21 protein-coding genes and 2 pseudogenes are annotated in these 22,512 nt (G+C 40.4%); 15 read left to right on the top strand and 8 right to left on the bottom strand.

Features of this window, described 5'->3' with window-relative positions:
• Positions 1–19 precede the first annotated feature (19 nt).
• The gene (locus DWW91_RS19635; RefSeq protein WP_007657691.1) at positions 20–577 is read left to right on the top strand and encodes a sugar O-acetyltransferase; all 558 of its coding nucleotides are present in this window, start codon (positions 20–22) and stop codon (positions 575–577) included.
• A gap of 80 nt (positions 578–657) precedes the next feature.
• Here the strand turns inward: DWW91_RS19635 and DWW91_RS19630 are convergent, their stop codons facing one another.
• Positions 658–1,068, bottom strand: coding sequence for a DUF418 domain-containing protein (locus tag DWW91_RS19630; protein ID WP_048314505.1), 411 nt, complete (start codon positions 1,066–1,068; stop codon positions 658–660).
• Here DWW91_RS19630 and DWW91_RS19625 point away from each other — a divergent pair.
• A pseudogene (locus tag DWW91_RS19625) lies at positions 1,069–1,296 on the top strand (helix-turn-helix domain-containing protein); the annotation flags it as partial.
• Positions 1,297–1,329: 33 nt separating this feature from the next.
• Here the strand turns inward: DWW91_RS19625 and DWW91_RS28150 are convergent.
• Positions 1,330–1,416, bottom strand: a pseudogene (locus DWW91_RS28150) (transcriptional regulator); the annotation flags it as partial.
• Between DWW91_RS28150 and DWW91_RS19615 the strand changes: the two are divergent.
• The 5 genes from DWW91_RS19615 to DWW91_RS19595 all read left to right on the top strand — a co-directional run bounded on the left by DWW91_RS19615 (position 1,409) and on the right by DWW91_RS19595 (position 5,626).
• On the top strand, positions 1,409–2,419 hold the full coding sequence (locus DWW91_RS19615; protein WP_370449599.1) for an arginase family protein: 1,011 nt from the start codon (positions 1,409–1,411) through the stop codon (positions 2,417–2,419). The pseudogene DWW91_RS28150 and the gene DWW91_RS19615 sit on opposite strands and share 8 nt — an antisense overlap.
• Positions 2,420–2,691: 272 nt before the next feature.
• On the top strand, positions 2,692–3,072 hold the full coding sequence (locus DWW91_RS19610; protein WP_007657701.1) for an HU family DNA-binding protein: 381 nt from the start codon (positions 2,692–2,694) through the stop codon (positions 3,070–3,072).
• A gap of 4 nt (positions 3,073–3,076) precedes the next feature.
• Positions 3,077–4,876 carry a DEAD/DEAH box helicase family protein gene (locus tag DWW91_RS19605; protein WP_046147542.1) on the top strand — a complete coding sequence of 600 codons (1,800 nt, stop codon included), beginning with the start codon at positions 3,077–3,079 and terminating at the stop codon, positions 4,874–4,876.
• Positions 4,877–4,962: 86 nt separating this feature from the next.
• The gene (locus DWW91_RS19600; RefSeq protein WP_010800136.1) at positions 4,963–5,295 is read left to right on the top strand and encodes a hypothetical protein; all 333 of its coding nucleotides are present in this window, start codon (positions 4,963–4,965) and stop codon (positions 5,293–5,295) included.
• On the top strand, positions 5,285–5,626 hold the full coding sequence (locus DWW91_RS19595; RefSeq protein WP_044215167.1) for a hypothetical protein: 342 nt from the start codon (positions 5,285–5,287) through the stop codon (positions 5,624–5,626). The genes DWW91_RS19600 and DWW91_RS19595 overlap by 11 nt, the downstream gene beginning before the upstream one ends.
• Before the next feature lie 311 nt (positions 5,627–5,937).
• On the opposite strand, the gene guaA (DWW91_RS19590) is transcribed toward DWW91_RS19595, so the two are convergent.
• Positions 5,938–7,245, bottom strand: a complete 1,308-nt coding sequence (gene guaA / locus DWW91_RS19590; protein ID WP_122328695.1) for a glutamine-hydrolyzing GMP synthase — start codon at positions 7,243–7,245, stop codon at positions 5,938–5,940.
• A 52-nt stretch (positions 7,246–7,297) separates the two neighbouring features.
• Positions 7,298–8,818 carry a glutamine-hydrolyzing GMP synthase gene (gene guaA / locus DWW91_RS19585; RefSeq protein WP_122328694.1) on the bottom strand — a complete coding sequence of 507 codons (1,521 nt, stop codon included), beginning with the start codon at positions 8,816–8,818 and terminating at the stop codon, positions 7,298–7,300.
• A gap of 312 nt (positions 8,819–9,130) precedes the next feature.
• Between guaA (DWW91_RS19585) and DWW91_RS19575 the strand changes: the two genes are divergently transcribed.
• The 8 genes from DWW91_RS19575 to DWW91_RS19540 all read left to right on the top strand — a co-directional run bounded on the left by DWW91_RS19575 (position 9,131) and on the right by DWW91_RS19540 (position 20,129).
• Positions 9,131–10,036, top strand: coding sequence for a hypothetical protein (locus DWW91_RS19575; protein WP_044215181.1), 906 nt, complete (start codon positions 9,131–9,133; stop codon positions 10,034–10,036).
• A gap of 3 nt (positions 10,037–10,039) precedes the next feature.
• Entirely contained in the window at positions 10,040–10,633 is a 594-nt protein-coding gene (locus tag DWW91_RS19570; protein WP_122328693.1) for a Crp/Fnr family transcriptional regulator, read from the top strand.
• Between the two features lie 191 nt (positions 10,634–10,824).
• Complete coding sequence (locus tag DWW91_RS19565; protein ID WP_007657716.1) at positions 10,825–12,216, top strand: TolC family protein; 1,392 nt, start codon at positions 10,825–10,827, stop codon at positions 12,214–12,216.
• 21 nt (positions 12,217–12,237) lie between these two features.
• A complete protein-coding gene (locus DWW91_RS19560; protein ID WP_007657723.1) occupies positions 12,238–13,251 on the top strand; it encodes an HlyD family secretion protein in 1,014 nt (337 codons plus the stop codon).
• On the top strand, positions 13,248–14,426 hold the full coding sequence (locus tag DWW91_RS19555) for an ABC transporter permease (protein ID WP_046146577.1): 1,179 nt from the start codon (positions 13,248–13,250) through the stop codon (positions 14,424–14,426). Before DWW91_RS19560 ends, DWW91_RS19555 begins: the two co-directional genes overlap by 4 nt.
• Before the next feature lie 11 nt (positions 14,427–14,437).
• On the top strand, positions 14,438–15,691 hold the full coding sequence (locus tag DWW91_RS19550; RefSeq protein ID WP_048314502.1) for an ABC transporter permease: 1,254 nt from the start codon (positions 14,438–14,440) through the stop codon (positions 15,689–15,691).
• Between the two features lie 97 nt (positions 15,692–15,788).
• Complete coding sequence (locus DWW91_RS19545) at positions 15,789–16,655, top strand: sugar phosphate isomerase/epimerase (RefSeq protein ID WP_122328692.1); 867 nt, start codon at positions 15,789–15,791, stop codon at positions 16,653–16,655.
• Positions 16,656–16,922: 267 nt separating this feature from the next.
• Positions 16,923–20,129 carry a hypothetical protein gene (locus DWW91_RS19540; RefSeq protein ID WP_122328691.1) on the top strand — a complete coding sequence of 1,069 codons (3,207 nt, stop codon included), beginning with the start codon at positions 16,923–16,925 and terminating at the stop codon, positions 20,127–20,129.
• A gap of 269 nt (positions 20,130–20,398) precedes the next feature.
• Here the strand turns inward: DWW91_RS19540 and DWW91_RS19535 are convergent, their stop codons facing one another.
• The 4 genes from DWW91_RS19535 to DWW91_RS19515 all read right to left on the bottom strand — a co-directional run bounded on the left by DWW91_RS19535 (position 20,399) and on the right by DWW91_RS19515 (position 22,427).
• Positions 20,399–20,908 carry a hypothetical protein gene (locus tag DWW91_RS19535; protein ID WP_122328690.1) on the bottom strand — a complete coding sequence of 170 codons (510 nt, stop codon included), beginning with the start codon at positions 20,906–20,908 and terminating at the stop codon, positions 20,399–20,401.
• A gap of 139 nt (positions 20,909–21,047) precedes the next feature.
• On the bottom strand, positions 21,048–21,518 hold the full coding sequence (locus tag DWW91_RS19530) for a hypothetical protein (RefSeq protein ID WP_122328689.1): 471 nt from the start codon (positions 21,516–21,518) through the stop codon (positions 21,048–21,050).
• 286 nt (positions 21,519–21,804) lie between these two features.
• Positions 21,805–22,029 (bottom strand): hypothetical protein, encoded by a 225-nt coding sequence (locus tag DWW91_RS27560; protein ID WP_158599472.1) that lies wholly within the window; start codon positions 22,027–22,029, stop codon positions 21,805–21,807.
• A gap of 218 nt (positions 22,030–22,247) precedes the next feature.
• Positions 22,248–22,427, bottom strand: coding sequence for a hypothetical protein (locus tag DWW91_RS19515; protein WP_122328686.1), 180 nt, complete (start codon positions 22,425–22,427; stop codon positions 22,248–22,250).
• Between the last annotated feature and the right edge of the window lie 85 nt (positions 22,428–22,512).

Raw genomic sequence — 22,512 nt, 5'->3', positions numbered from 1 at the left:
AACAAATAAAATAAACAAGATGACAGAGAAAGAAAAATGCCGTCAGGGTTTGTTGTATGATGCCAACTACGATGCTGAATTGTTGTCGGATCGTGAGAAAGCGAAAGAACAGCTTTACGATTATAACCGTCTGCGCCCTTCTCAGCAGGAAGAAAAGATGCAATTGCTGAAATCCTTTTTGGGTAAAACAGGAAACAACCTGATCATCGAACCGCCTTTTGCTTGTGATTACGGATATAATATTGAAGTAGGAGAGAACTTCTATGCCAATGTAAACCTGGTTATTCTGGATGGAGCTAAGGTCTGTATCGGTGACAATGCTTTTATCGCCCCGAACGTTGGTATCTATACCGCTGGTCATCCGTTGGATGCAGAGCAGCGAAACCGTGGTCTTGAATATGCCCGTCCCGTAACTATCGGACATAATGTATGGATCGGTGCCGGTGTAAATATCCTGCCGGGAGTAACCATCGGTGATAATACCGTGATCGGTGCCGGCAGTGTGGTAACAAAAGATATTCCATCGAATGTACTGGCGGTAGGGAATCCTTGCCGGGTGGTCAAAGAGATAAAGTGATTTCAAAAAAACATCGTTCCGGTGATACTTGATGATCAGCGGAACGATGTTTTTTCAGATGGAGATATAAAAACTTACAGTTAGCGTACCAGCGGTTGCCATTTCATATAGGTTCCCGTTCTCCACAGCCATTCCATTGGGCCATATCGGAAACCTTTCAGCCAATAATGACTAATTGCGATTTGTATGCCTGTATAAGCAAGGCAAACCAATACGCTCTGGAAAACTCCCAAATGACTCCAATCCAATCCGAAACCGGAAAAGATGAAGACACCGGCCACAGACTGTACGATATAGTTTGTCAACCCCATACGGCCGTAACTGACCAACGGTTCTACGGCCCGTTGTACTTTTTGTGAACGATAAACTTCTATTACAATGATTACCCACAGATAAGCGGTCAGCAGATTGATCAGATTGGTGGTAGTCGATCCCATCCATGAATAGAAAGAAACTTCTCCCCAGGCAACCGCCGGAATATAAGGTCTCACTACGTAAGTGACTTAATCAAGAAAGAAACCGGAACGTCCGCCCAGGAATATATTTTGGTAAAAACGATGGCTGTTGCCAAAGAACTATTAGCCGATCCGTCCAAGTCGATCAGTGACGTTGCTTATGCGTTGGGTTATCAATATCCCCAATATTTCAGCAGAGCCTTCAAACGGGTTATCGGATGTTCACCGAATGAGTATAGGACATCGGCTAAGACAAGGTCTTGAGTTATTGCTTTTGTCATCCTGAAACGTATTTTTCTATTCTTCTATTCCAAGGATTTCTTTCATTTGAGGTCGAAAATTATCTCCCCACTTTTCTATTTGCTCAATAATAGGGATGAGGGTTTATCAGTACTTGTGTGATCTGTATATACACAGTAACTTTGCATTAAAAATGAAACACAAGTTCTTATTATTTGTTGTGCTTAGCCTTATTATAGGCACAACCTATGCAAAATCGAATGAGATGAAAACAAATTCTAAAACACTTCGCTTAATCTATCCTCAATGGCAGGGAGGAGTGGTTGCAAGCTGGATGCCCGACATTCCCGCCAATGATGTTTCACGTGGTTATTTTCTTGGGGCGCAGTTACTGCAAGTGCTTGCACCCGAAAGTAAGCAACAAACTGTTGAAGTCCCCATTTCTCTCGATATGGAAAGTCACAAAGAGGAAAAGGGTATTAGCGGTTATCGTGCTATTATTAAACAAAGTAAAGATGCTTTGGATTTGATTAGAAGAGAAAATCCCGACCGTATTGTGACACTTGGAGGAGAGTGCTCGGTTAGTGTGGTGCCGTTTACCTACCTGGCAGAAAAATATCCTGATGATGTTGCGGTTGTGTGGATAGACGCTCACCCCGACTTAAATTTACCCGGTGATAGTTATACAGGTTATCATGCAATGGCATTGACCGCTTGTTTTGGTATGGGTGACAAGGAGATTGTAGATCTGTTTCCCGCTAAACTCAATCCGTCAAAATCGATTATTGTTGGTTTGCGTGCCTGGAATGATACAAACGCTTCAAAAGAGCGTCAGGAGGAAATCGGTGTAGAGAGCCTTTCGCCTGCCCATGTTGCTCAAAATAGTACGGCTGTTCTTGATTGGCTTAAAACTACCGGTGCTTCGAAAGTGGTTATTCATTTTGATCTGGATGCTTTAGATCCGGCTGAGATTATTGCAGCCATTGGCACTGATCCTGATGGACTAAAGATTGAAACCGTCGTAAGGGTGATAAACGATATAGCAAAAGAATATGACGTAGTTGGTTTAACAATTGCTGAACCAATGCCCCGTGTGGCAATAAAAATAAAAAATATGCTTAATCAAATGCCACTTTTAAAAGAATAAGCATGTCTGGTATTCAATAGATCATACCCTTTTGCCCTTAACCTCAAAAGCTATAGTATCTAACCCTAAAAGCTTAATACTTTAACGGCAAAGCCTATTACTTTTGCAAACTGTCACCTCGGTGACGTCCCGACATCATCCCGATGATATTCCATTGTCACCGGGGTGATAATCCGGCTGGCTGCCTTTTTTCATAACTAATCATCGGGAACCGCCTTTTTCTCGATTATATGTCCTATCTTTGGAAGAATAACCTTAAGCAATACAAAACAATGGCTGTAAAATATAGACTACGCAAACGCCCGACCAATCTCTCCAAAGATATCGAAGACGGCTTCTATCCGCAGGTGATCCGTTCGGACAATGTCGATTCAAAAGGACTGGCTTCTTATGTGACCGGCGATCATGGATTCCGCAGCGCCGCTATGCTCGGAGCAATCGAACAAATCAAAGAAGGGATCATCAGCCTGCTGGAAGATGGCAACAGCGTGTCGATCAGTGGGCTGGGAACATTTACTTTGACGGCACAGTCGAGGCTGGTCAAAGATCCCAAAGAGATACGCGCCGGATCTATCTCCGTGAAAGATGTCGTGTTTAAAGTTTCACCCGAACTCATGCAACGCCTGAGGTCCGTACAATTTGAAAGGGAATAATGTGATGATACGTACCGTTAAACTGGATATTCGGAAAGGGGAGTATCTGTCGGATGCCCTTCGTCGCCACGGAAAAGAAAATATACCGACACGGGTGATACTGAACAAGGTATTGCCCGGATTGGGAGCTACCTATTGCGAGATCATGTCTCCCCGTTCTTCTATTATCATCGAACCGAACGTGCCGGTGATCGTCGGGAAGATGGAGAAACATAAGAACCTGCTGGGTATTTACCGCGGTGTCAAGACTGATGAGGTGGCGCGCCATATCCGCAAATATCCCGGCTGCTGCAAGATCATGGTGACACCCGAAAGTTTCTGGAAGGTAAAGCAGGCGATGGAGGATGAAGGTGTCGATATGTATAAGGACTTTTTCATGTTGTTCGACGAATGCGAGAAGATTATCCAGGATAACGATTTCCGCGAGACGATAGAGGCGCCGCTCGACGACTTTTTTCTTTTCCGGCAGATGGCATTTGTCAGTGCCACGCCGATCCTGCCCCGCGATCCGAGGTTTGAGGAACATGGTTTCACCGAACTACGTATCGAGCCGGCTTATCCGTATCGCAAGCCGCTCCGTCTGATTACGACCAATAATGTGGTGGAAGCGTTGGCGGAAGTGCTGCCCGAATGTAAGAGTAAAGTTTGTATTTTCGTCAATTCCATCGATACGATCGAATCGCTTTATAAGGATATGGCGGAGTTGCAAAACTCTGCTACTTTTTGTAGTACCCAGGGCATTGCGAAGCTGAGGCATGTGAAAGACCGGAGCATGCACGACCGGATCGAAGAGTTGAAACGGTATAACTTTTTCACCAGCCGTTTCTTTTCGGCAGTCGATATCGATGTGCGATGTAAGCCGGATATCATCCTGCTTTCCGACCTTTACGGAGCGGAGCAGTCGGTGATCGATCCGCGGACGGAAGCGATACAGATAGCCGGCCGTTTCCGTAACGGTTTTCGCAGCCTGACGCATATAACCAGTATCAAGCCGTCGCTGGAGGCAATGAATGCGTCGGAGGTAGACGAGTGGCTGGAGAGTGCCCGGCTGGCCATGACGGAGATCAGGGAAAAGAGTAAAAAGGATAAGCGGCGCGGATACCGGGAGACGTATATGGAGGCAGCCGTCAATCTTACCTATCAGCAGTATGTCTATCAGAATGGAAAGGATAATTATTTCCGGCAGGATAATTTCCGTGAGCAGGAACGGGTAAAGAGCTTGTACCGCTCGGCGGACAGTTTGTTCAATGCCTACCGGGATGTCCCGTTTTTTGAGGTGACGCATGAAGACAAACAGTATCCGTTGACCGACAACGACCGTTTGGCACGTCATCGGCAGACCAGCCGTAAACAGCGTCGTATATTTCTCCTCGAGCAGTTCGAACGGATCGCTTACCTGCGTTTTTCTCCCGACGAGAAAGACCAGGACCGTTACAGCCGTTACCTGGCGCGTATCCTTTCTTCCGAATACGATTGCATGTTCCATGAATGTTACCTCCGCAAAGGTGCCGATTATATCCGGAGTGTCGACTTCAAAGACAGCGAAATCAAACGGGCAGTAGAGGAAGCCGGCACCACTGTCTTCCGTAAAAAGCAGCAACTGAAGGAGATCGTGGAGAAGCAGTTCCGGGTAGGAGAGACCTATTCGCGTTCAGATTTGTCTGTAATCCTGACGGCTGCTTACCGCAAAGTCGGTCTGCCTGTTAATAAACGGGTGAGTGCTACGCAGTTAAAAGATTATTTCGAAATAAAAGAAGTGAATATTACTTCCGGACGTTTTCTGAAGATTGTCGGGAAAAAATAGGAGGGAGAAGCTGGGTTAAAAATTGTCAGACGTGTGAATAATAAACGAATATCTCTATCTTTGTAAAGAAATAAATAGATTATAGCATGAAGAAAGCTAAACCATATTCACAGCCAGATCCAACAGTGGAAAATGTATCAGAGCCTGTTGCCGTTTATGTAAATGCTCGTGAGGCTATACTAAAAATGGAAGCAGTGGAAGCAATTATGGGCCTTCAGGGTGAGGAACTATTGGACAAAGCCTTGCGTTATTTGCGTGCTCTTAGTAATTCGGTTTCAGTATGTGTTGAATTGGAAGAAGAGGAGACTTATATGGTACATGAGTCTGTTATTGACGGTTTGAGAGAATTAGGAGAACGAAAAGCCGGGCATATCCAGGGCAAACAGAAAACTCTTCAGGATTTAATCGATGAACTTTAAAATCATACCGACGGCGGTTTTTGCCGAAAAAGCAAAACTTCTTGCTAAACGATATCCTTCGATGAAGGATGATTTATCAGTTTTGCAGAATGAGTTGCTGGAAAATCCTGAATTAGGTATTTCTTTGGGTAATAATATCCGGAAGATACGTATGCGCATTTGTTCTAAGAATAAGGGAAAAAGTGGAGGTGCCAGGGTTATTACTTATTTAATAAAAACATCTTTAGATGAAGGTGTAATCAATTTGGTTACTATTTATGATAAAAGTGACCGGGAGTCTATATCCATAAAGGAGATAAACTCATTATTAGTGAAATGCAACCTGCTTTGATCTTTATTGGAGTGATATAAAAATGATAAATGTTAATTATGACAAACTCGAGAGCGAAAGTAGGTACTTTTTACCCCTGGTTGTAAGCTGCTTTCTTTGTAATCTGCTGAAAATGAGTTATGACAAACTTTTTGCTGCCCCCTATAAAACAAAGAAAATATATTTGTCATTCCTGGGTTATGAATGATTGTCTATATCGGATAATATTTGTTCGATTGTTTTTTGTAAAGGAGGAAGGTTGCTATAGATAATATAAAAAAGGAGTTGCATCCTTCGACACAACTCCTTTTCATATTATTAAATCCTATATCTTATTCCCACTCAATAGTCGCATTGGGTTTCGGGGACATGTCGTAGCAAACGCGGTTTACGTTCTTTACTTCTTTCAGGATACGGTCGGTGATTTTCATCAGGATAGGCCAGTCTATCGGTTCGATGGTGGCTGTCATGGCATCTACGGTGTTGACAGCGCGGATGATAACAGGCCAGTCGAAAGAACGGGCATTATCCCGTACGCCAACTGATTTGAAATCAGGAACAACAGTGAAATATTGCCATACCTTTTTGTCCAGTCCGGCAAGCTGGAACTCTTCACGTAAGATGGCATCAGCTTCACGAACAGCTTCCAGTCTGTCACGGGTGATAGCTCCCAGACAACGTACACCCAGTCCGGGACCAGGGAACGGCTGACGGTAAACCATTTCATAAGGCAAGCCCAGTTCCAGACCGCAGGCACGAACCTCGTCTTTGAATAACTGACGCAGCGGTTCAACCAGTTCGAACTTCAGGTCTTCGGGCAGACCGCCTACGTTGTGATGAGATTTTACCATCTTGGCAGTCTTTGTACCGCTTTCCACGATATCCGGATAGATCGTACCTTGTGCTAAGAAATCGATGCCATCCAGCTGACGAGCTTCCTCTTCGAATACACGGATAAATTCGCCACCGATAATCTTGCGTTTTTCTTCCGGATCGGCAACTCCTGCCAGTTTATCCAGGAAACGGTCGGTAACATCTTTATATATCAGGTTCGCATTCAACTGATTTTTGAATACTTCCACTACATCTTCCGATTCACCTTTACGCATCAGACCATGGTTTACATGTACGCAAACTAGTTTATCGCCGATCGCTTTCAGAAGCAAGGCAGCCACAACCGAACTGTCAACTCCGCCTGACAGGGCCAACAGGACTTTTCTATCGCCTACCTGACGTCTGACAAGTTCGATCTGGTCGTTGACAAAGTTTGTCATATTCCAGTTCGCTTCCGCTTTGCAGCTATCGAAAACGAAAGACTTCACAGCTTCTTTGATAGCTTCTATATCGTCGGTGAATTCACCCAGTTTTACTTCACATAATGCTTTGTCGTGGCCGGCAGCCATTACGGGGATACCCAGCGAGTAAATACCCGGATTTACATCTATGGCAACGCCGTCGATCACATTGTTAGGACCACCGTTGATGATAATACCTTTTACGTTCGGCAGTGCTTTCAGTTCCTCTACTGTGATGTCGTGAGGATAAATTTCACTGTAAACACCCAATGCACGGATTGCTCTTGCCAATACCGTATTTTCATGACTTCCCAGGTCTAAAATAACGATCATATCTTGTTTCATCGTATTCCTCCTAAAATTATTAAGTTAATTAGATTATCCTTCTTGTGATTTTTTATTCCCACTCTATAGTTGCTGGTGGTTTGGAACTGATGTCGTACACAACGCGGTTCACACCTTTTACCTTATTGATGATCTCGTTGGATACTTTTGCCAGAAACTCGTAAGGCAGTTGTGCCCAGTCGGCTGTCATGGCATCGGTAGAAGTTACGGCACGCAAGGCAACGGTATTTTCATAGGTACGTTCGTCACCCATAACACCGACCGACTGGATAGGAAGCAGGATGACTCCGGCTTGCCAGATCTTGTCGTATAAACCCCATTCACGCATCAGCGACATATAAATATCATCGGCATCCTGTAAGATACGTACTTTCTCTGGTGTGATATCGCCTAAGATACGGATACCCAGACCAGGACCGGGAAACGGATGACGTTTGATCAGATGCGGCTGCATGCCCAGTTCGATACCGACACGGCGAACTTCATCCTTGAAAAGAAGGCGAAGCGGCTCAACCAGTTGCAACTTCATCGTATCAGGCAGTCCGCCTACATTATGATGACTCTTGATGACTGTTCCGGTGATGGATAAAGACTCGATAACGTCCGGATAGATCGTACCTTGTCCCAGCCATTTGATATCTTTCAGCTTATGAGCTTCTTCGTCGAATACGTCGATGAAACCTTTGCCGATGATCTTACGTTTTTGTTCCGGCTCGGTAACCCCCGCCAGTTCTTTATAGAATTTATCTTTTGCGTTTACTCCGATCACGTTCAACCCCAGGTGTTCGTAATCTTTCATTACGTTTTCGAACTCATTCTTACGCAGCAAACCGTGGTCTACGAAGATACAGGTCAGGTTTTTGCCGATCGCCTTGTTCAGCAATACCGCTGTAACGGAAGAGTCTACGCCGCCCGATAAGGCCAGGATCACTTTGTCGTCACCTAGTCGCTCTTTCAGTTCGGCAACCGTCGACTCGATGAAAGAAGCCGGTGTCCAGTCTTTGGCGCATCCGCAGATATTCAGGAAATTGTCTAATAACTTTGTACCGTCTGTAGAGTGGAATACTTCCGGATGGAACTGTACGCCCCAGGTCTGTTCGCCTTCTACATGATAAGCTGCCGCTTTCACATCGTCGGTGCTGGCGATCACTTTGAAGTTATCCGGCAATACAGTGATTGTATCTCCATGAGACATCCAGATCTGAGAACCGGTGTCGATGCCTTTCAATAGAGGATCTTCATTATTAATGTAGGATAGATTGGCACGTCCGTATTCACGTGAGTTGGCCGGTTCCACATTGCCTCCGGATGTATAAGCCAGAAACTGAGCCCCGTAACAAATACCTAAAATCGGATACTTTCCACGAATCTCGCTCAGGTCTGCCTTGAAAGCATTTTCGTCGTAAACGGAGTAAGGACTTCCTGAAAGGATAACCCCTTTCACATCGGTTGCATCATGCGGAAATTTGTTGTAGGGAAGGATCTCGCAATACATGTTTAACTCTCTGACCCTGCGGCCAATCAATTGAGTTGTTTGCGAGCCGAAATCAAGAATAATAAGTTTCTCGTGCATGCAGTGTTATTATTTAATTGAGTGGCGCAAAGGTAGTAATTTTATTTAGAAAATCTGTAAAGCTCATCCTATATATAAAGGTATTGATGAGGAGATTTCAATATATTTTTTATGATTTCACAAAAGTTTCATTCGAAAGAAACTGTGTTTTCTCCCGAAAGAAACTGTATTTTCATCCGAATGAAACTAAAAAGGTGTCGGTATATGTTGAAAGGATGGTTAAGTTCTTAAAAAATGTATAAACGGACAGGATATGTTTTAATACATCTGATTAAACATTACCTTTGTACGTTCATTTTTAGAAGGAACCGTATGGATACAGAAAAGAAAGAAACGAAGGAAATAAATAAACTCTCATTATTAATCATGGCGGTAGTCGTGTTGATACTGATTATCGCTGGTGCAGGTTATTATATTTATCAGCAGAAACAGCAGATGAATGATTTGGTTGAGGCTTATGACCTGGATAAGCAAACGCTTGAAGATGAGTTTAATGAACTCTCTATGCAATATGAGGGATACCAGTTCAAGGTAGGCAATGATTCCCTGATGAATTTGTTATCCACAGAGCAGGCAAAGGTTCAGCGCCTGATGGAAGAACTCCGTACGGTGAAGGCGACAAATACCAAAGAAATTGCCCGTCTGAAGAAAGAACTGGAAACGCTTCGTAAGATCATGCGTAATTATGTTGTTCAGATCGACTCTTTGAACCGAGCGAACGAACAGTTGCAGGTAGAAAAGAAAGAAGCTGTTCAGAAATACCAGCGTGCCACATCGCAAGCTGCTACCCTGAAGAAAGAAAAAGAAAAGTTGGCAGAACGCGTTACTATTGCAAGCCGCCTGGATGCTACCGGCATCACGGTTACTCCGGTCAATTCGCGTGGAAAGCTGGCAAAGAAGATCAAACGTATGGAACGTTTCGTAGTCGATTTCCGTATCGCCAAGAATATTACCGCTCCCGTTGGTGAGAAGACTGTATATGTGCGTATTATGAAACCGGACGATGATGTGCTGGTAAAGAGCCGTGCCGATGTTTTCCCCTTCGAAGGAAAGGATATCAACTACTCGATGAAGAAACTGATCGAATATGACGGGGAAGAATATCCCGTTACCATGTATTGGGATATCGAAGAATTTCTTTCTCCGGGAACTTACCGTGTAGATATCTTTATTGACGGAAACCTGATCGGGAAGAGAAACTTCACGTTGGAAGATTAACGAATGGAAACAGACGGCCACTTAGCGAAGTTTTTAGCGGATCTCCCGGAATCTCTGGCCCGCGACGAAGTCTTTGTGAGTGAACTGAAGAATATCACTACAGTGGTTGCTGTCGATAAAGGGGATTACCTGCTTCGTACCGGTGAGATTTGTCAGGATGCCTACTTCATCAATAAAGGACTGTTCATTAATTTATATGTAAGCGAAAAAGGCAATGAATGCGTAACCGGTTTTTCATCCGACTATCAATATCCTTTCCTTTCCGCTATCGGTTATTTTACCCAGGCGCCTTCCGAGTTCGAGATTAAGGCGCTCGAAGCCGGTGAACTGCTAAGGCTATCACGTACCCATATCGAGGACCTTTCCCTGCGTTATCCGCTATTTGCATCGTATTACCAGAATGCGATGCTGACTATCATATCAAAACTTTATTCTATGTTTGCCATCCGTCAGTCGTGTACGGCAGAAGAATTTATCAAATACCTTTATAATCATTACATGTGGATCATGCAGCGTGTTCCCGACAAATATATTGCCCAATATATGGGAATCAGCAATGCCTGGTACTGCAAGCTGAAAAAACGCATCTTTAATTGAATTAATTCAATTTTATATTTAAACTAAACCAGTACTTTTGCACCGATAAATCGTACTTTTGTTTGTGTACGAAGAATATAGGTTTATCGAATATAAACAATAGGAGATAACCGGTTGTTTTTTATTTAGATAAAGGTGATAAGTTGTTTTAGTGGTAAAATAAAGTCTCCGGATGAAAAAACAATAAAAAGATGAAACGGATTATTGTATTAGTAGGATTGTTGGTCTGTTCTGGTTATGCAAGTTCCCAACAGACTTTGACATTGGAAGAATGTCGAAACTTAGCTATTCAGAATAATAAGGAATTACAGATGTCCGGCGAAAAGGTAAAGGCGGCCAATGAAGAACGCAAAGCGGCTTTTACTAAATATTTTCCGCAGCTTTCCGCTATGGGAGGATATATGTGGAATCAGAAAGATATCAATCTGCTGGATATGGACGCTTTGAGTGCCAAACTCGGTTCCGCCCTGGGACCGCTAGCCCAACTTCCTGTTTTCGGACAATTAATGGGAGGAATTGACGATGTGCAACATCTGGATGTGCAGAATATTTGGGTGGGAGGCGTTTCGTTGGTTCAACCGGTCTTTATGGGAGGAAAGATTGTCTCCTATAATCAGATTACCAAATATGCCCGTGAATTGGCCGAGTCGATGAACGACCTCCAATTGCAGGAAGTCATTTATAAAACCGACGAAACTTATTGGCAGGTGATTTCGCTGGTCAATAAGAAAAAGCTGGCCGATGCGTATGTCGGGTTACTCAGGAAGATGGACAGTGACGTGACAGCCATGATCGCCGAAGGAGTTGCCACCCAGGCAGATGGACTGTCGGTAAAGGTAAAACTGAATGAGGCGGAAATGGCGCAGACGAAAGTGGATAACGGTCTGGCTTTGTCGCGTATGCTGCTCTCCCAGATTTGCGGTTTGCCATTAGATGAACCTTTGGCGCTGGCAGATGAAAATATAGAGAACTTCCCCGTCCATTCCAGTGATGCTACCGCAAATGTGAATGAAGCGTTTGCCAATCGCGATGAGTTGAAAAGCCTGGAACTGGCAGCTAAGATTTATCAGAAGAAAGAACGGATAGTCCTGGCGGACATGTTACCCAATGTGGCTTTGTCGGCCAACTATCTGGTAACGAACCCGAATGCTTTCAACGGTTTTAAGAATGAATTTGCCGGAATGTTTAATGTCGGTGTGATGATGAAAGTGCCTTTGTCCGGTTGGTGGGAGGGTACTTATAAAAGAAACTCCGCCCGTGCTGAGACACGTATCCAGATGTTGCAACTGATGGAAGCCCGCGAAAAGGTTGAGTTGCAGGTAAACCAATCCGTTTATAAGGTGAATGAAGCCAATAAGAAACTGACCGCTTCTTCGCGGAATATGGAGAATGCGGAGGAGAACCTTCGCCATGCCAATCTGGGTTTTGAGGAAGGTGTTATTCCGGCCTTAAACCTGATGGAAGCTCAGACGGCTTGGGTATCGGCACGTTCCAGCCTGATTGATGCTCAGATAGAAGTGAAATTAACGGAAGTTTACCTGTCGAAGGCAATGGGTAAACTGTCGGTAGATAAACAGAAGTAATAACAATAAAAATATACAAAGATGAACGAGAATAAAAAGTTTTCGATCAGCAACATGATGTTGGCATTTATCACGGTATTGGTCGTGATTGGATTAGTCGCATTGACCGGTTTCTTTTTGCTTACTCCTCCCGACGATATTATTATGGGGCAGGCTGAAGCCAATCAGGTTCGTATTTCCGGAAAAGTACCCGGACGAATCGAAATGTATCGTTTTGATGAAGGAGATAAAGTAAAAGCCGGTGATACGTTGGTGTATCTGAATACTCCGGAAGTCCTGGCAAAACTGCAACAGGCAGAAGCCGTTCAAAAAGCTGCCGAAGCACAGAATGCCAAAGCTCTTAAAGGAGCCCGTGCACAGGAAATAGCCGGTGCTTACGAGATGTGGCAGAAGGCACAAGCAGGTTTGGAGATTGCCAAAAAATCATATACCCGTGTTCAGAACTTATATGACAAGGGAGTCATGTCTGCTCAGAAAAGAGATGAGGCTGAGGCAAACTATAAAGCGATGGTCGCTACCGAAAAAGCGGCTAAGTCACAGTATGATATGGCTCGGGACGGTGCCCGTTCGGAAGATAAGGCTGCTGCGGCTGCCCTGGTTCAACAGGCCGGCGGCGCTGTTGCCGAAGTGGAATCTTATTTGAAAGAGTCGGCTTTGGTTTCACCTATCGACGGAGAGGTATCCGAACGTTTCCCACAAGTGGGAGAGTTGGTCGGTACCGGTGCGCCAATTATGAATATTACGGATTTGAACGATATGTGGGTATCATTCAGTGTTCGTGAAGACCTGTTGAAGGATATCAAGATCGGTTCCGAACTGAATGCTTTTATTCCGGCACTCGACAATAAGCCGGTAAAGCTGAAAGTATATTATATGAAGGACATGGGTTCGTATGCTGCCTGGAAAGCTACAAAGACAACCGGACAATTCGATTCGAAGACCTTTGAAGTCCGTGCCCGTCCGCAGGAAAAAATAGCAGACTTACGTCCCGGAATGTCTGTCGTAATGAAGAAAAAAGGAAACGAAATATTATGACATTGAAGCAGAGTTTACATAGTATCTGGAATGTGGCGAAGCGGGAGATACAGCGGCTTACATCGAAGCCGATCTATTTCTTCTGTATGCTGATCGCTCCGGCTCTCTGTGTCGTCTTCTTCCTGTCACTGATGCAAGATGGCTTGCCAACCAATCTGCCGATTGCCGTGGTCGATATGGATGGTTCAGCCACTTCCCGTAACCTGATCCGGCAGTTGGATGCTTTTGAACAGACGGAGGTTGTTTATAAGACCGCTACGTTCGATGATGCTCGCCGGGAGATGCAAAAAGGAAACATATACGGTATTTTCTATATACCGAAGAACTTTGCAGTGGAGGCAACAACGGGAAAACAACCTACATTGTCTTTCTATACGAACGGTACTTATCTAATCGCAGCTTCCCTGCTTTTCAGGGATATGAAGACCATGTCTGTCCTGGCTGGTGCTTCGGTCGGCTTGCAGACCGGACTGGCGAAAGGATATACGACCGACCAGATTATGGGACAGCTTCAGCCGGTAGTAGTGGATACTCATGCGATCGGTAATCCCTGGCTGAACTATTCCGTCTATCTGAATAACACGATTTTGCCGGGCGTGCTTCAGTTGATGATCTTCCTGGTGACGGTGTTCAGTATCGGTACAGAAATAAAATATTCGACCGCCCGCCAGTGGCTGCAGACGGGAGGGAACTCCTTGACGACTAGTCTGTTGGGGAAGTTACTCCCGCAAACTGTTATTTTTACTCTTGTGGCGTTGATGTGTTGTGCCGCTTTGTACGGTTTCAATGCTTTCCCGCTGAATAGTGGTTGGATGCCGATGATATCGGCAATAATCCTGTTGGTGCTGGCTTCGCAGGCTGTCGGTGTGTTTATGATCGGTGTGTTGCCAACTTTGCGTCTGGGATTGAGTTTTGCCAGTTTGTTCGGTATGATTGCTTTCTCTATTGTCGGATTTTCTTTTCCCGTGTTAGGGATGGATCCGACTTTGCAGGCATTGAGCGACCTGTTCCCGCTTCGTCACTATTTTCTGATTTATGTGGATCAGGCGTTGAACGGTAGGGATTTGTTCTATTCATGGAGTGAATATGTCTGGTTGGCTGGCTTCCTTATCTTACCGTTCTTGATAGGAAAGAACCTGAAGAATGCGTTGCTGTACTTTAAGTATATTCCGTAAAACTGAAAGTAATGAAAAGAGAACATCGTTTACGATATATAATTAAAGAAGGTATACTGGATACCTTTTTTATCTGGAAGGATGAATTGAAGAACGTCTTCAAGGATTCGGGAGTCATGATCTTTTTCTTCCTGGTCCCCTTCATCTATCCGCTTTTGTATGCGTTTATCTATAATAATGAGGTGGTTCACAATGCCAAGATGGTGGTGGTGGACCAGTCGGATTCTTATCTGAGTCGCGAATATATTCGGAAGGTCGATGCAACGGCAGATGTAAAGGTTGTTGCCGTCTGTTCGGATATGGAAGAGGCAAAACGGATGATGGATGCGAAAGAAGCATACGGAATCCTGTATTTCCCCAGTGAGTTCAGCAAAAATATACATAAAGGAAAGCAGGCGACGGTTTCGCTTTATTGTGATATGAGTGCTTTGTTGTTTTATAAAGCCTTCCTGTTGGCAACGACTGAAGTTTCGCTCGAGATAGGAAAAGAACTACGGGCGCAGAATAATCCGTCGTCGACGATAGAACAGGAAAAGATAACGATCAATCCTATTCCGTATGAATCGGTAGCCCTGTTCAATTCGCAGAACGGGTTTGCCAGCTTCCTTGTGCCGGCTATCCTTATTCTGGTTATCCAGCAGACGCTGATTCTGGGTATCGGTATGTTGGGAGGAACGGCACGCGAAAAGAACCGTTTCCACAGCCTGGTTCCGATAAGCCGTCATTTTAATGGGACGTTGCGTATCGTGTTCGGCAAGTCGCTTACTTATATATTGTTATATATAGTCGTTTGTATCTGGGCATTAGGGGTGGTTCCGAAATTATTTTCATTGCCGCAGGTGGGAGAGCCGTGGACTGTTATGTTGTTTGTTCTGCCTTATCTGTTCGCGTCCATCTTTTTGTCGATGACCTTGTCCGGTTTTATGACAAGCCGTGAGGCGCCGATGCTGGTCTTTGTCTTTACTTCGGTTATTCTGTTGTTTATCTCCGGCGTGTCCTGGCCCAAAGAAGCGATACCTCCCTTCTGGAAAGCGGTTGGCTATCTGTTTCCTTCCACACCTGGAATACAGGGATTTATCCGTATCAATACGGCAGGAGCCTCTTTAAATGAAGTGGCTCACGAATACCGTACGCTTTGGATACAGGCCGGTATCTATTTTATTACAGCTTGCATTATTTACAGGTATCAGATTATGCGTAGCCGGAAATTGATCATAAAACAATATCGATACATGAAGATGCAACGAATGTTAAGGCAAAAGTAATTTATCTTTTTATTGATTTTAACGAAATAATGTTAGAATCCATCGAATATAGTCTTACTTTTGTACAAATTCTCAATCAAACTTAATTTTTAGTACTATGCAGAACAGACGTGACTTTTTAAAGCAAGCCTCAATGTTGCTTGCGGGAGGTTTAGTTGCACCTCAGTTGTTATCTTCTTGTGCCGAAAAGAAACATATCGGTTTACAGTTATATTCTTTGAGAGACCTTGTAAAAGACGAAGGCATTCAAAAAGTGTTGGAAACAGCATCTAAAATGGGGTATACCAATTTAGAAACAGCCGGTTATGACAATGGTAAAATTTATGGTTTAGCTCCTGCTGAATTTAAGAAAATGTGTAACGACTTGGGTATGAAGTGTACAAGTGCCCATTTGGGACAGGCTTTTACCAAAGAAAAGGAAGCAGAAGTAATGAACTGGTGGGACCAGGCAATTGCTGCTCACAACGAATTGGGGGTTAAATATATGGTTCAGCCCTGGATGCCGGTGAATGATGAAACAACCTTGGATGACCTGAAGATGTATTGCGATTATTTCAATACGGTAGGTTACAAAACGGCTGCAGCCAGTATTGCTTTCGGTTATCATAACCATGCATTTGAATTCCGTAAGATAGAAGATAAGTTGATCTACGACTTCTTGCTGGACAATGTAAGTCCTAATCATGTATTCTTCCAGATGGATGTTTATTGGGTGACACAAGGTGGTGGTGATCCCGTGGCTTATCTGAAATCCCGTCCGAGCCAGTTCAAGACGATCCATATTAAGGATGACATGGAAATCGGTGCCAGCGGTAAGATTGACTTCAAACCGATCTTTGACCAGATGTATGCAAACAATGTAAGAGACTGGTACGTTGAAGTAGAACAATATACAAACAATGATCCTGTAGCCAGCTGTAAAGAAAGTTTCAACTTCCTGAACAAGGCGAATTATGTAAAGTGATTATTTATGAATTTGTCACAAAAAAGGTTGCTTTCATACAAGTAACCTTTTTTTGTGACAAATGTTTCCTCATTGTATCATACTTTATACATTATTATTATATAATAATTGAGTATAGACTGAAATATATTCATTATAGATGTATTAATCTCTTTTTTTATATTTATCTTTATATGCGTTATTCTGGTAATAATATAATTGTAATACAGGAAATATAAGTGATAGGAATTTTTTGTTTTTTAGTCCAACATTAATAGTATTGATATTATGAAGAAACATGTGAAAAATAGTATTTTTATATTCTTTTTATTGATGATTCGATTAAATGTAGTTGGACAGGGTTCAATTATTTCCTCACAGAGTAAAAATGAGTATGGGATATTTCCGCAAGTTGCACTAACCAATATGATCTCTACAACGAATGATCTTGGCGTTGACATGTATACTGGAGATTTGCATATAGATATTCCTTTATATGAACTAAAGATTAAAAATATTAGAATTCCGATAGGTCTTCAATATAATTTGAATAAAGTTAAACCTAATATTCATCCAGGTATAGTTGGTTTAGGATGGACTCTTCAGGCTGGAGGGGCTATACATAGGACTGTAAAGGGGCATCCTGATGAATTTGCATTTCTTCCGATTGATGGATATACTATAAGTAATCCACCTATAAAGCTAGGTTTCATATGGCAAAACTATAAGTTTTATAATGAAAGGGAATCTAAAAATATGCAGGAACTTTATGGGTTTGACGAATGGGGTAAAGGAGAATGGAACCAAGAGAATTTTGTATGGGAGTTAGCCGCATCAAAAATCAATACCAAAAACCTTCTTGGCCGCGGAAGTGAAGATTATTATCCGGATATATTTAGTTTTGATTTTCTAGGATATAATGGGAGCTTTTATTTAAATGAAAATGGTCAGTGGCAAATATTGTCGGATGATGATTTTAAAATTGAGTATACAATTAAAACATTGTCAAATGCGAGATCTCCGATAAATCAACCAAAATCGTATCAGGGAATCAGTTCTTTTTTTGAATTCAAGTTGACTGCTAAAGATGGAACAGTGTTTATCTTTGGTGATAATCCTTCTGCAATTGATTATACATACGCCTATTTTGAACCTTTAGTTCGGATTGATGGTGACAGACCCGTCGCAACTAGTTGGCATCTGTCAAAAATTATTCTTTATACAGGAGAAACTATCAGTTTTAATTATGTAGTATCCAAACCTAAAATGGATATAACTTATAACCTTTTATATCAATCTAATTTTATGGAAACATATGCTAGTCAGTATGTTTCTTCGGATCTGATTATGTCTTGCCTTTTAAAATCAATCAAATACAATTCTTTTGATATAGATTTTACATATGAAAATAGCATACAAAAGAAATACAGTAATACTATTATTCCGGGGATAAGAGAAAAAAATGTATTTATAGATAAATTTGGTAGTAATCCATTTATTAAAGCATTCTCCGAGATACAGTGGGAACAATTGTCTAAAGTAAACATTAATAACAGCTTTGAATATATTTTTCAGTATACTAATACAGAAAATGACAGATTGAAACTATTGAGTATGAAAAAAAGAGACTTAAGTAACAATTCTGTCGCTAAATATGAGTTTAAATATAACACTGGGAGATTTCCTGACTATTGGGCTTCTTTGGGTGATCATCAGGGTTTTTATAATGGGAAAGATCATCAATTCGTATTAAAAGATGGTTTTTTTAAATATTATACAGTAAATTCGAATGATTTTTTAGATGCTAGTGTTGAAGAAAGCTTTAGAGCGTCAAGAGAACCTGATAAATCAGGCGCTTATTTTAAATCAGAAATTTTGGAGAGAATAAGTTACCCAGTAGGAGGGTATGTTATATTTGATTATGAAACACATCAAGTTAATCGGTATATGTCTTTGACGAGTCAGAAGACTATGATCGAAAACTATCAACCTCAAAATTTGATATATCCGGGAGGAATTAGAGTAAAAAGAATTTCAAATTATTTAGAAGATGGAACATTTCATAATGCAAAAAATTATTATTATGTAAACTCTTTTAATCCTAGAACTAAATCGGGTTCAAACTCAGGTATTATTTCGTCTTTACCAAAGTATGTCCAACGGATAAAGGCTTATAGATCAATTGTTCCATTAGGAGATAATAATTATGTAAGAGAGTTTGACCTGTTTTCAACAAATGGTTTTAATAATTATATTTATTGTAAACCTGGGTATAATGTTGGATATTCGACAATTGTTGAATCGCAGGAAGATAATAATGGAAATATAAATGGATATACAGAGTATAAGTTTACGAATTTTAATTCAGATATTTGGGGAGAATCTCATCTAGATGAAATGCCCCTGTCTAGACTTAATGAAACGTTTCACCCAATCTCTTCTGTCAAAGGATTAGGGCTTGCAAATATTCTTAACAATTATATTCCGGTTTCTTCAAAACATTTGGAAAGAGGAAAATTGATTAGTGTAAAGATATATAATAGGGAAGGTTCATTATTAAATGAGAGACTTTTGAAATATAAGAAATTATCTAATCAGTCAATAAAATATATTGATTTTTTTATTTCTCGCCTGTTGAGTCCCTTAGAGACTGTGTCTAGTCAAGTAGCTCTTGGAGGTGCATATAAAATATTTACTTATAAGTATCTTCTTGGTGAGGAACAGATGAAAAAATATTTTGAAAATAATAATCCTGTAACTGTTACAAACGTATATGAGTACGATTCTAATAATCAGTTGATGAAAGTAGAAAATAGATTGAATGGAGCGGACGTGTATACCTACCAATATACTTATCCTTATAATTATACAACCTCACCTTTTCCTGAAATGATACTTCAAAATAGACTATCCTCTGTTATAGAATCAATAACTACTTATAATAACAAGGAAATAGATCGGAAAAAAAATAATTATTTTAGAGATATATCAAAGACAAATAATCTTATTTTGCCGGAGAAGATTCAGTCATCTACCTCCGGGATAAATAATTTGCATACAGATATAACATACAATCTTTATGATACTAAAGGTAATATACGTCAGTTTACAACTGCTGATGGAATGAAAACGGTTTATCTTTGGTCATATAATAATCAATATCAAATAGCTGAAATTAAAAATGCGACTTTCAATGAAGTTGAATCAGCCATAAAGACTGTTTTTTCTATAACTAGCGCTGATGCACTTTCTGTATTATCTATACCGAATGAGACGAAATTGAGGGATGGTAGTTTGCAGAAAGCACTTCCTAAAGCTATAGTTGTGACTTATACTTACAAGCCTTTTGTGGGGATGGCTTCTCAAACTGATCCGTCAGGTCTTACAACTTACTACGCTTACGATGATTTTGGTCAATTGAAAGAAACATATATTTTGGATAATAATATCAAGAGAATTGTTAAAACGTATAATTATAATTATCAAAAAAAGTAATATGTCAGCTTTTTTGTTTGATATGTGGCAAATGATAAAATATATATGATGTTTGTAATCAGCCCTATAGGGCTCTACTTTAATCTACATAAACTCCTGGGTCAATTTAGATTGGAACGAGTAGATGGAACTGTTGTTAAGCTGATTACTAAAATATCCAACGTAGAGGTCATTTCAAGGAATATAATTTGCAGTTAATAAACTCATCATTGCTAAAGCTTTATTTTAACGTAATTATCTATATGTTTGTTCTTGTTGAATATCCTATTTTAATTTAATTCAATTATTTTATTTTCTTCATTTGTTTGTATAAACAATAAATTATCTTTTACGCTGAAATCCTCTATAAGGTCTGTCAATTCGGCTCTTACAACTTCTCCTTTGTTGTTTATTACTCTTACAAAAGCCTCTTCCAATACAAGTAATCTTTCGTCGTTTATTACATATAACCCAACCAAAGGTGTTGTGATTTCAATTGACGATCTTATTTCTAAAAAATCGTCAATTAAATAAATTATTTTTCCTATATCTAGGACTATCAGATCATTCCAATACATAATATTTAAATTATCTTCACTTTCATCACTGCTAAAAGATAAAGAAAATAATATCTCTTGTGTCAATGAATGATAGCATATATAACAGTAGTAATTTTCTCCAAATGTTTCCTCAAGAGATAAACTTTTATTCACTCCTTGGTTGTCTAAAAAGGTTAGAGCCTCTCTTAGAGATAAAAAGCTAAACCCTTTTAAATATTTATTTCGAATGACTTGTCTCATATTTTATGAAAGAAGACAACAAATTAATTATCTTCAGAGCACTTATCATTAAATTTTTTAAGTTCATCTAACACCTCATCTCCTAATTTCCAATACTCCTTAAAGATTATGTATTCCTGACGTTTTCGACAAATAGCAACTAACCAATCAACTTCTTTTGTATGTAAATATTTAGATTTATATAAATATTGTGGCACTTCTTTTTTTCTATAGAAGGTTTGTTCTTATCATATAATAAGACCGGATAGCCATCTATATAATATAAACTTGCAGGAAGAGAACAATTATCACACTCAATACATCCCATACTATAATAAAATAAATATAGATCCAATGCTGGAAAAATATATTTAGTTGGTTCTTTTCCTAATGGAGGGGGAGGTGGTGTGTCTTTAGAAATTAAATATTCTTCTTTATATATTACAATATTCATAAGATTTATACTGTCATTCATCATCCATTTGATCATTTCAACCCCGTTCTCTTCAATGAATTTTGAAGATATTTTTTTTAGTGTGTCTTCATTCTTAACTTTTATTTGCGAATCACAAGACAATACAAAAGATAAAATAGTCAATATATTCAAGCTATATAATATTACTTTTTTCATATTTTATAATCATTTCCAGACCATCGATTTTTTGTCTGTTTATTTAGTTCTGATAAGGTCAAAACACAGATTTGTCAACTAATCAAAAGTTATCTCATGGCTAAAAGCAAATTTGAGAGAACCATCTTTATTAAAGATGAACAGGTAGATTTGTCCAACATTCTGGATAGTCATTTTCTTATAATCAAACTTATTAAATTGTTGTTTATAAGGGAGGAGATCCGCCCTAAACACATTATCTTCTATTTTTGAAAAAAACAATAAATTTTTCGGCATCGTTGTTTTTCTACAAACCCAATATTTCCTTTTCAGTAGGATAATCTGCGATATCCTGCGAAAACCAAAATCTATCTAAATCTACAATTGAGTCTGATACTTCTATTGTTTTTTCTTGATTTGCAGATTCTTGAATAATATAATTATATGCATCTAAATACCTTGTAGAGTCCTGAGAGCAATTTGTCTGTGCCATACTTATAGCATAAAACAGAGTAAATAAAACTGTTATCATAATATTTTTTATGGCTGAAATTTTATATATTGTTGTCCTATACGTACTAAACTGGGAGGTAAACCTAATGTGATAGCTGCCTTGGATCCATTGCCGTAAAACGACAGGTTGCAGGATCATAATACTTTGCCCCATAATCATACAAATTCAGACCTTGTTTCATGTCTAGTTCCTTATCCTGTATATTTTATGACTGCAAGTCGGCTGCACGCTAATCGCTATTCCGAACGGTAGTAGTTTACTGCCTGGGAACTCATCGGCTCAGAAACAACCAAACAGTTATTATCCAGATGATCCTTTACATAAAAATGATAGACTTCGCCTTCAATATAACCATATTCGGTACGGATTCGTTTCAACGTATTGTTGACATATTCGTAATATCTAGTGTCGCTCATTTTCAAGTAAAGAAGACAATAAATTAATTACTTTCACAGTACTTGCTATCAAATTTTTTTAATTCATCTAATACCTCATCTCTTG

The organism is Parabacteroides sp. AF17-3, assembly GCF_003635445.1.
Taxonomy (GTDB): Bacteria; Bacteroidota; Bacteroidia; order Bacteroidales; family Tannerellaceae; genus Parabacteroides; species Parabacteroides goldsteinii.
This window is presented reverse-complemented; position numbering and strand designations above follow the sequence as displayed.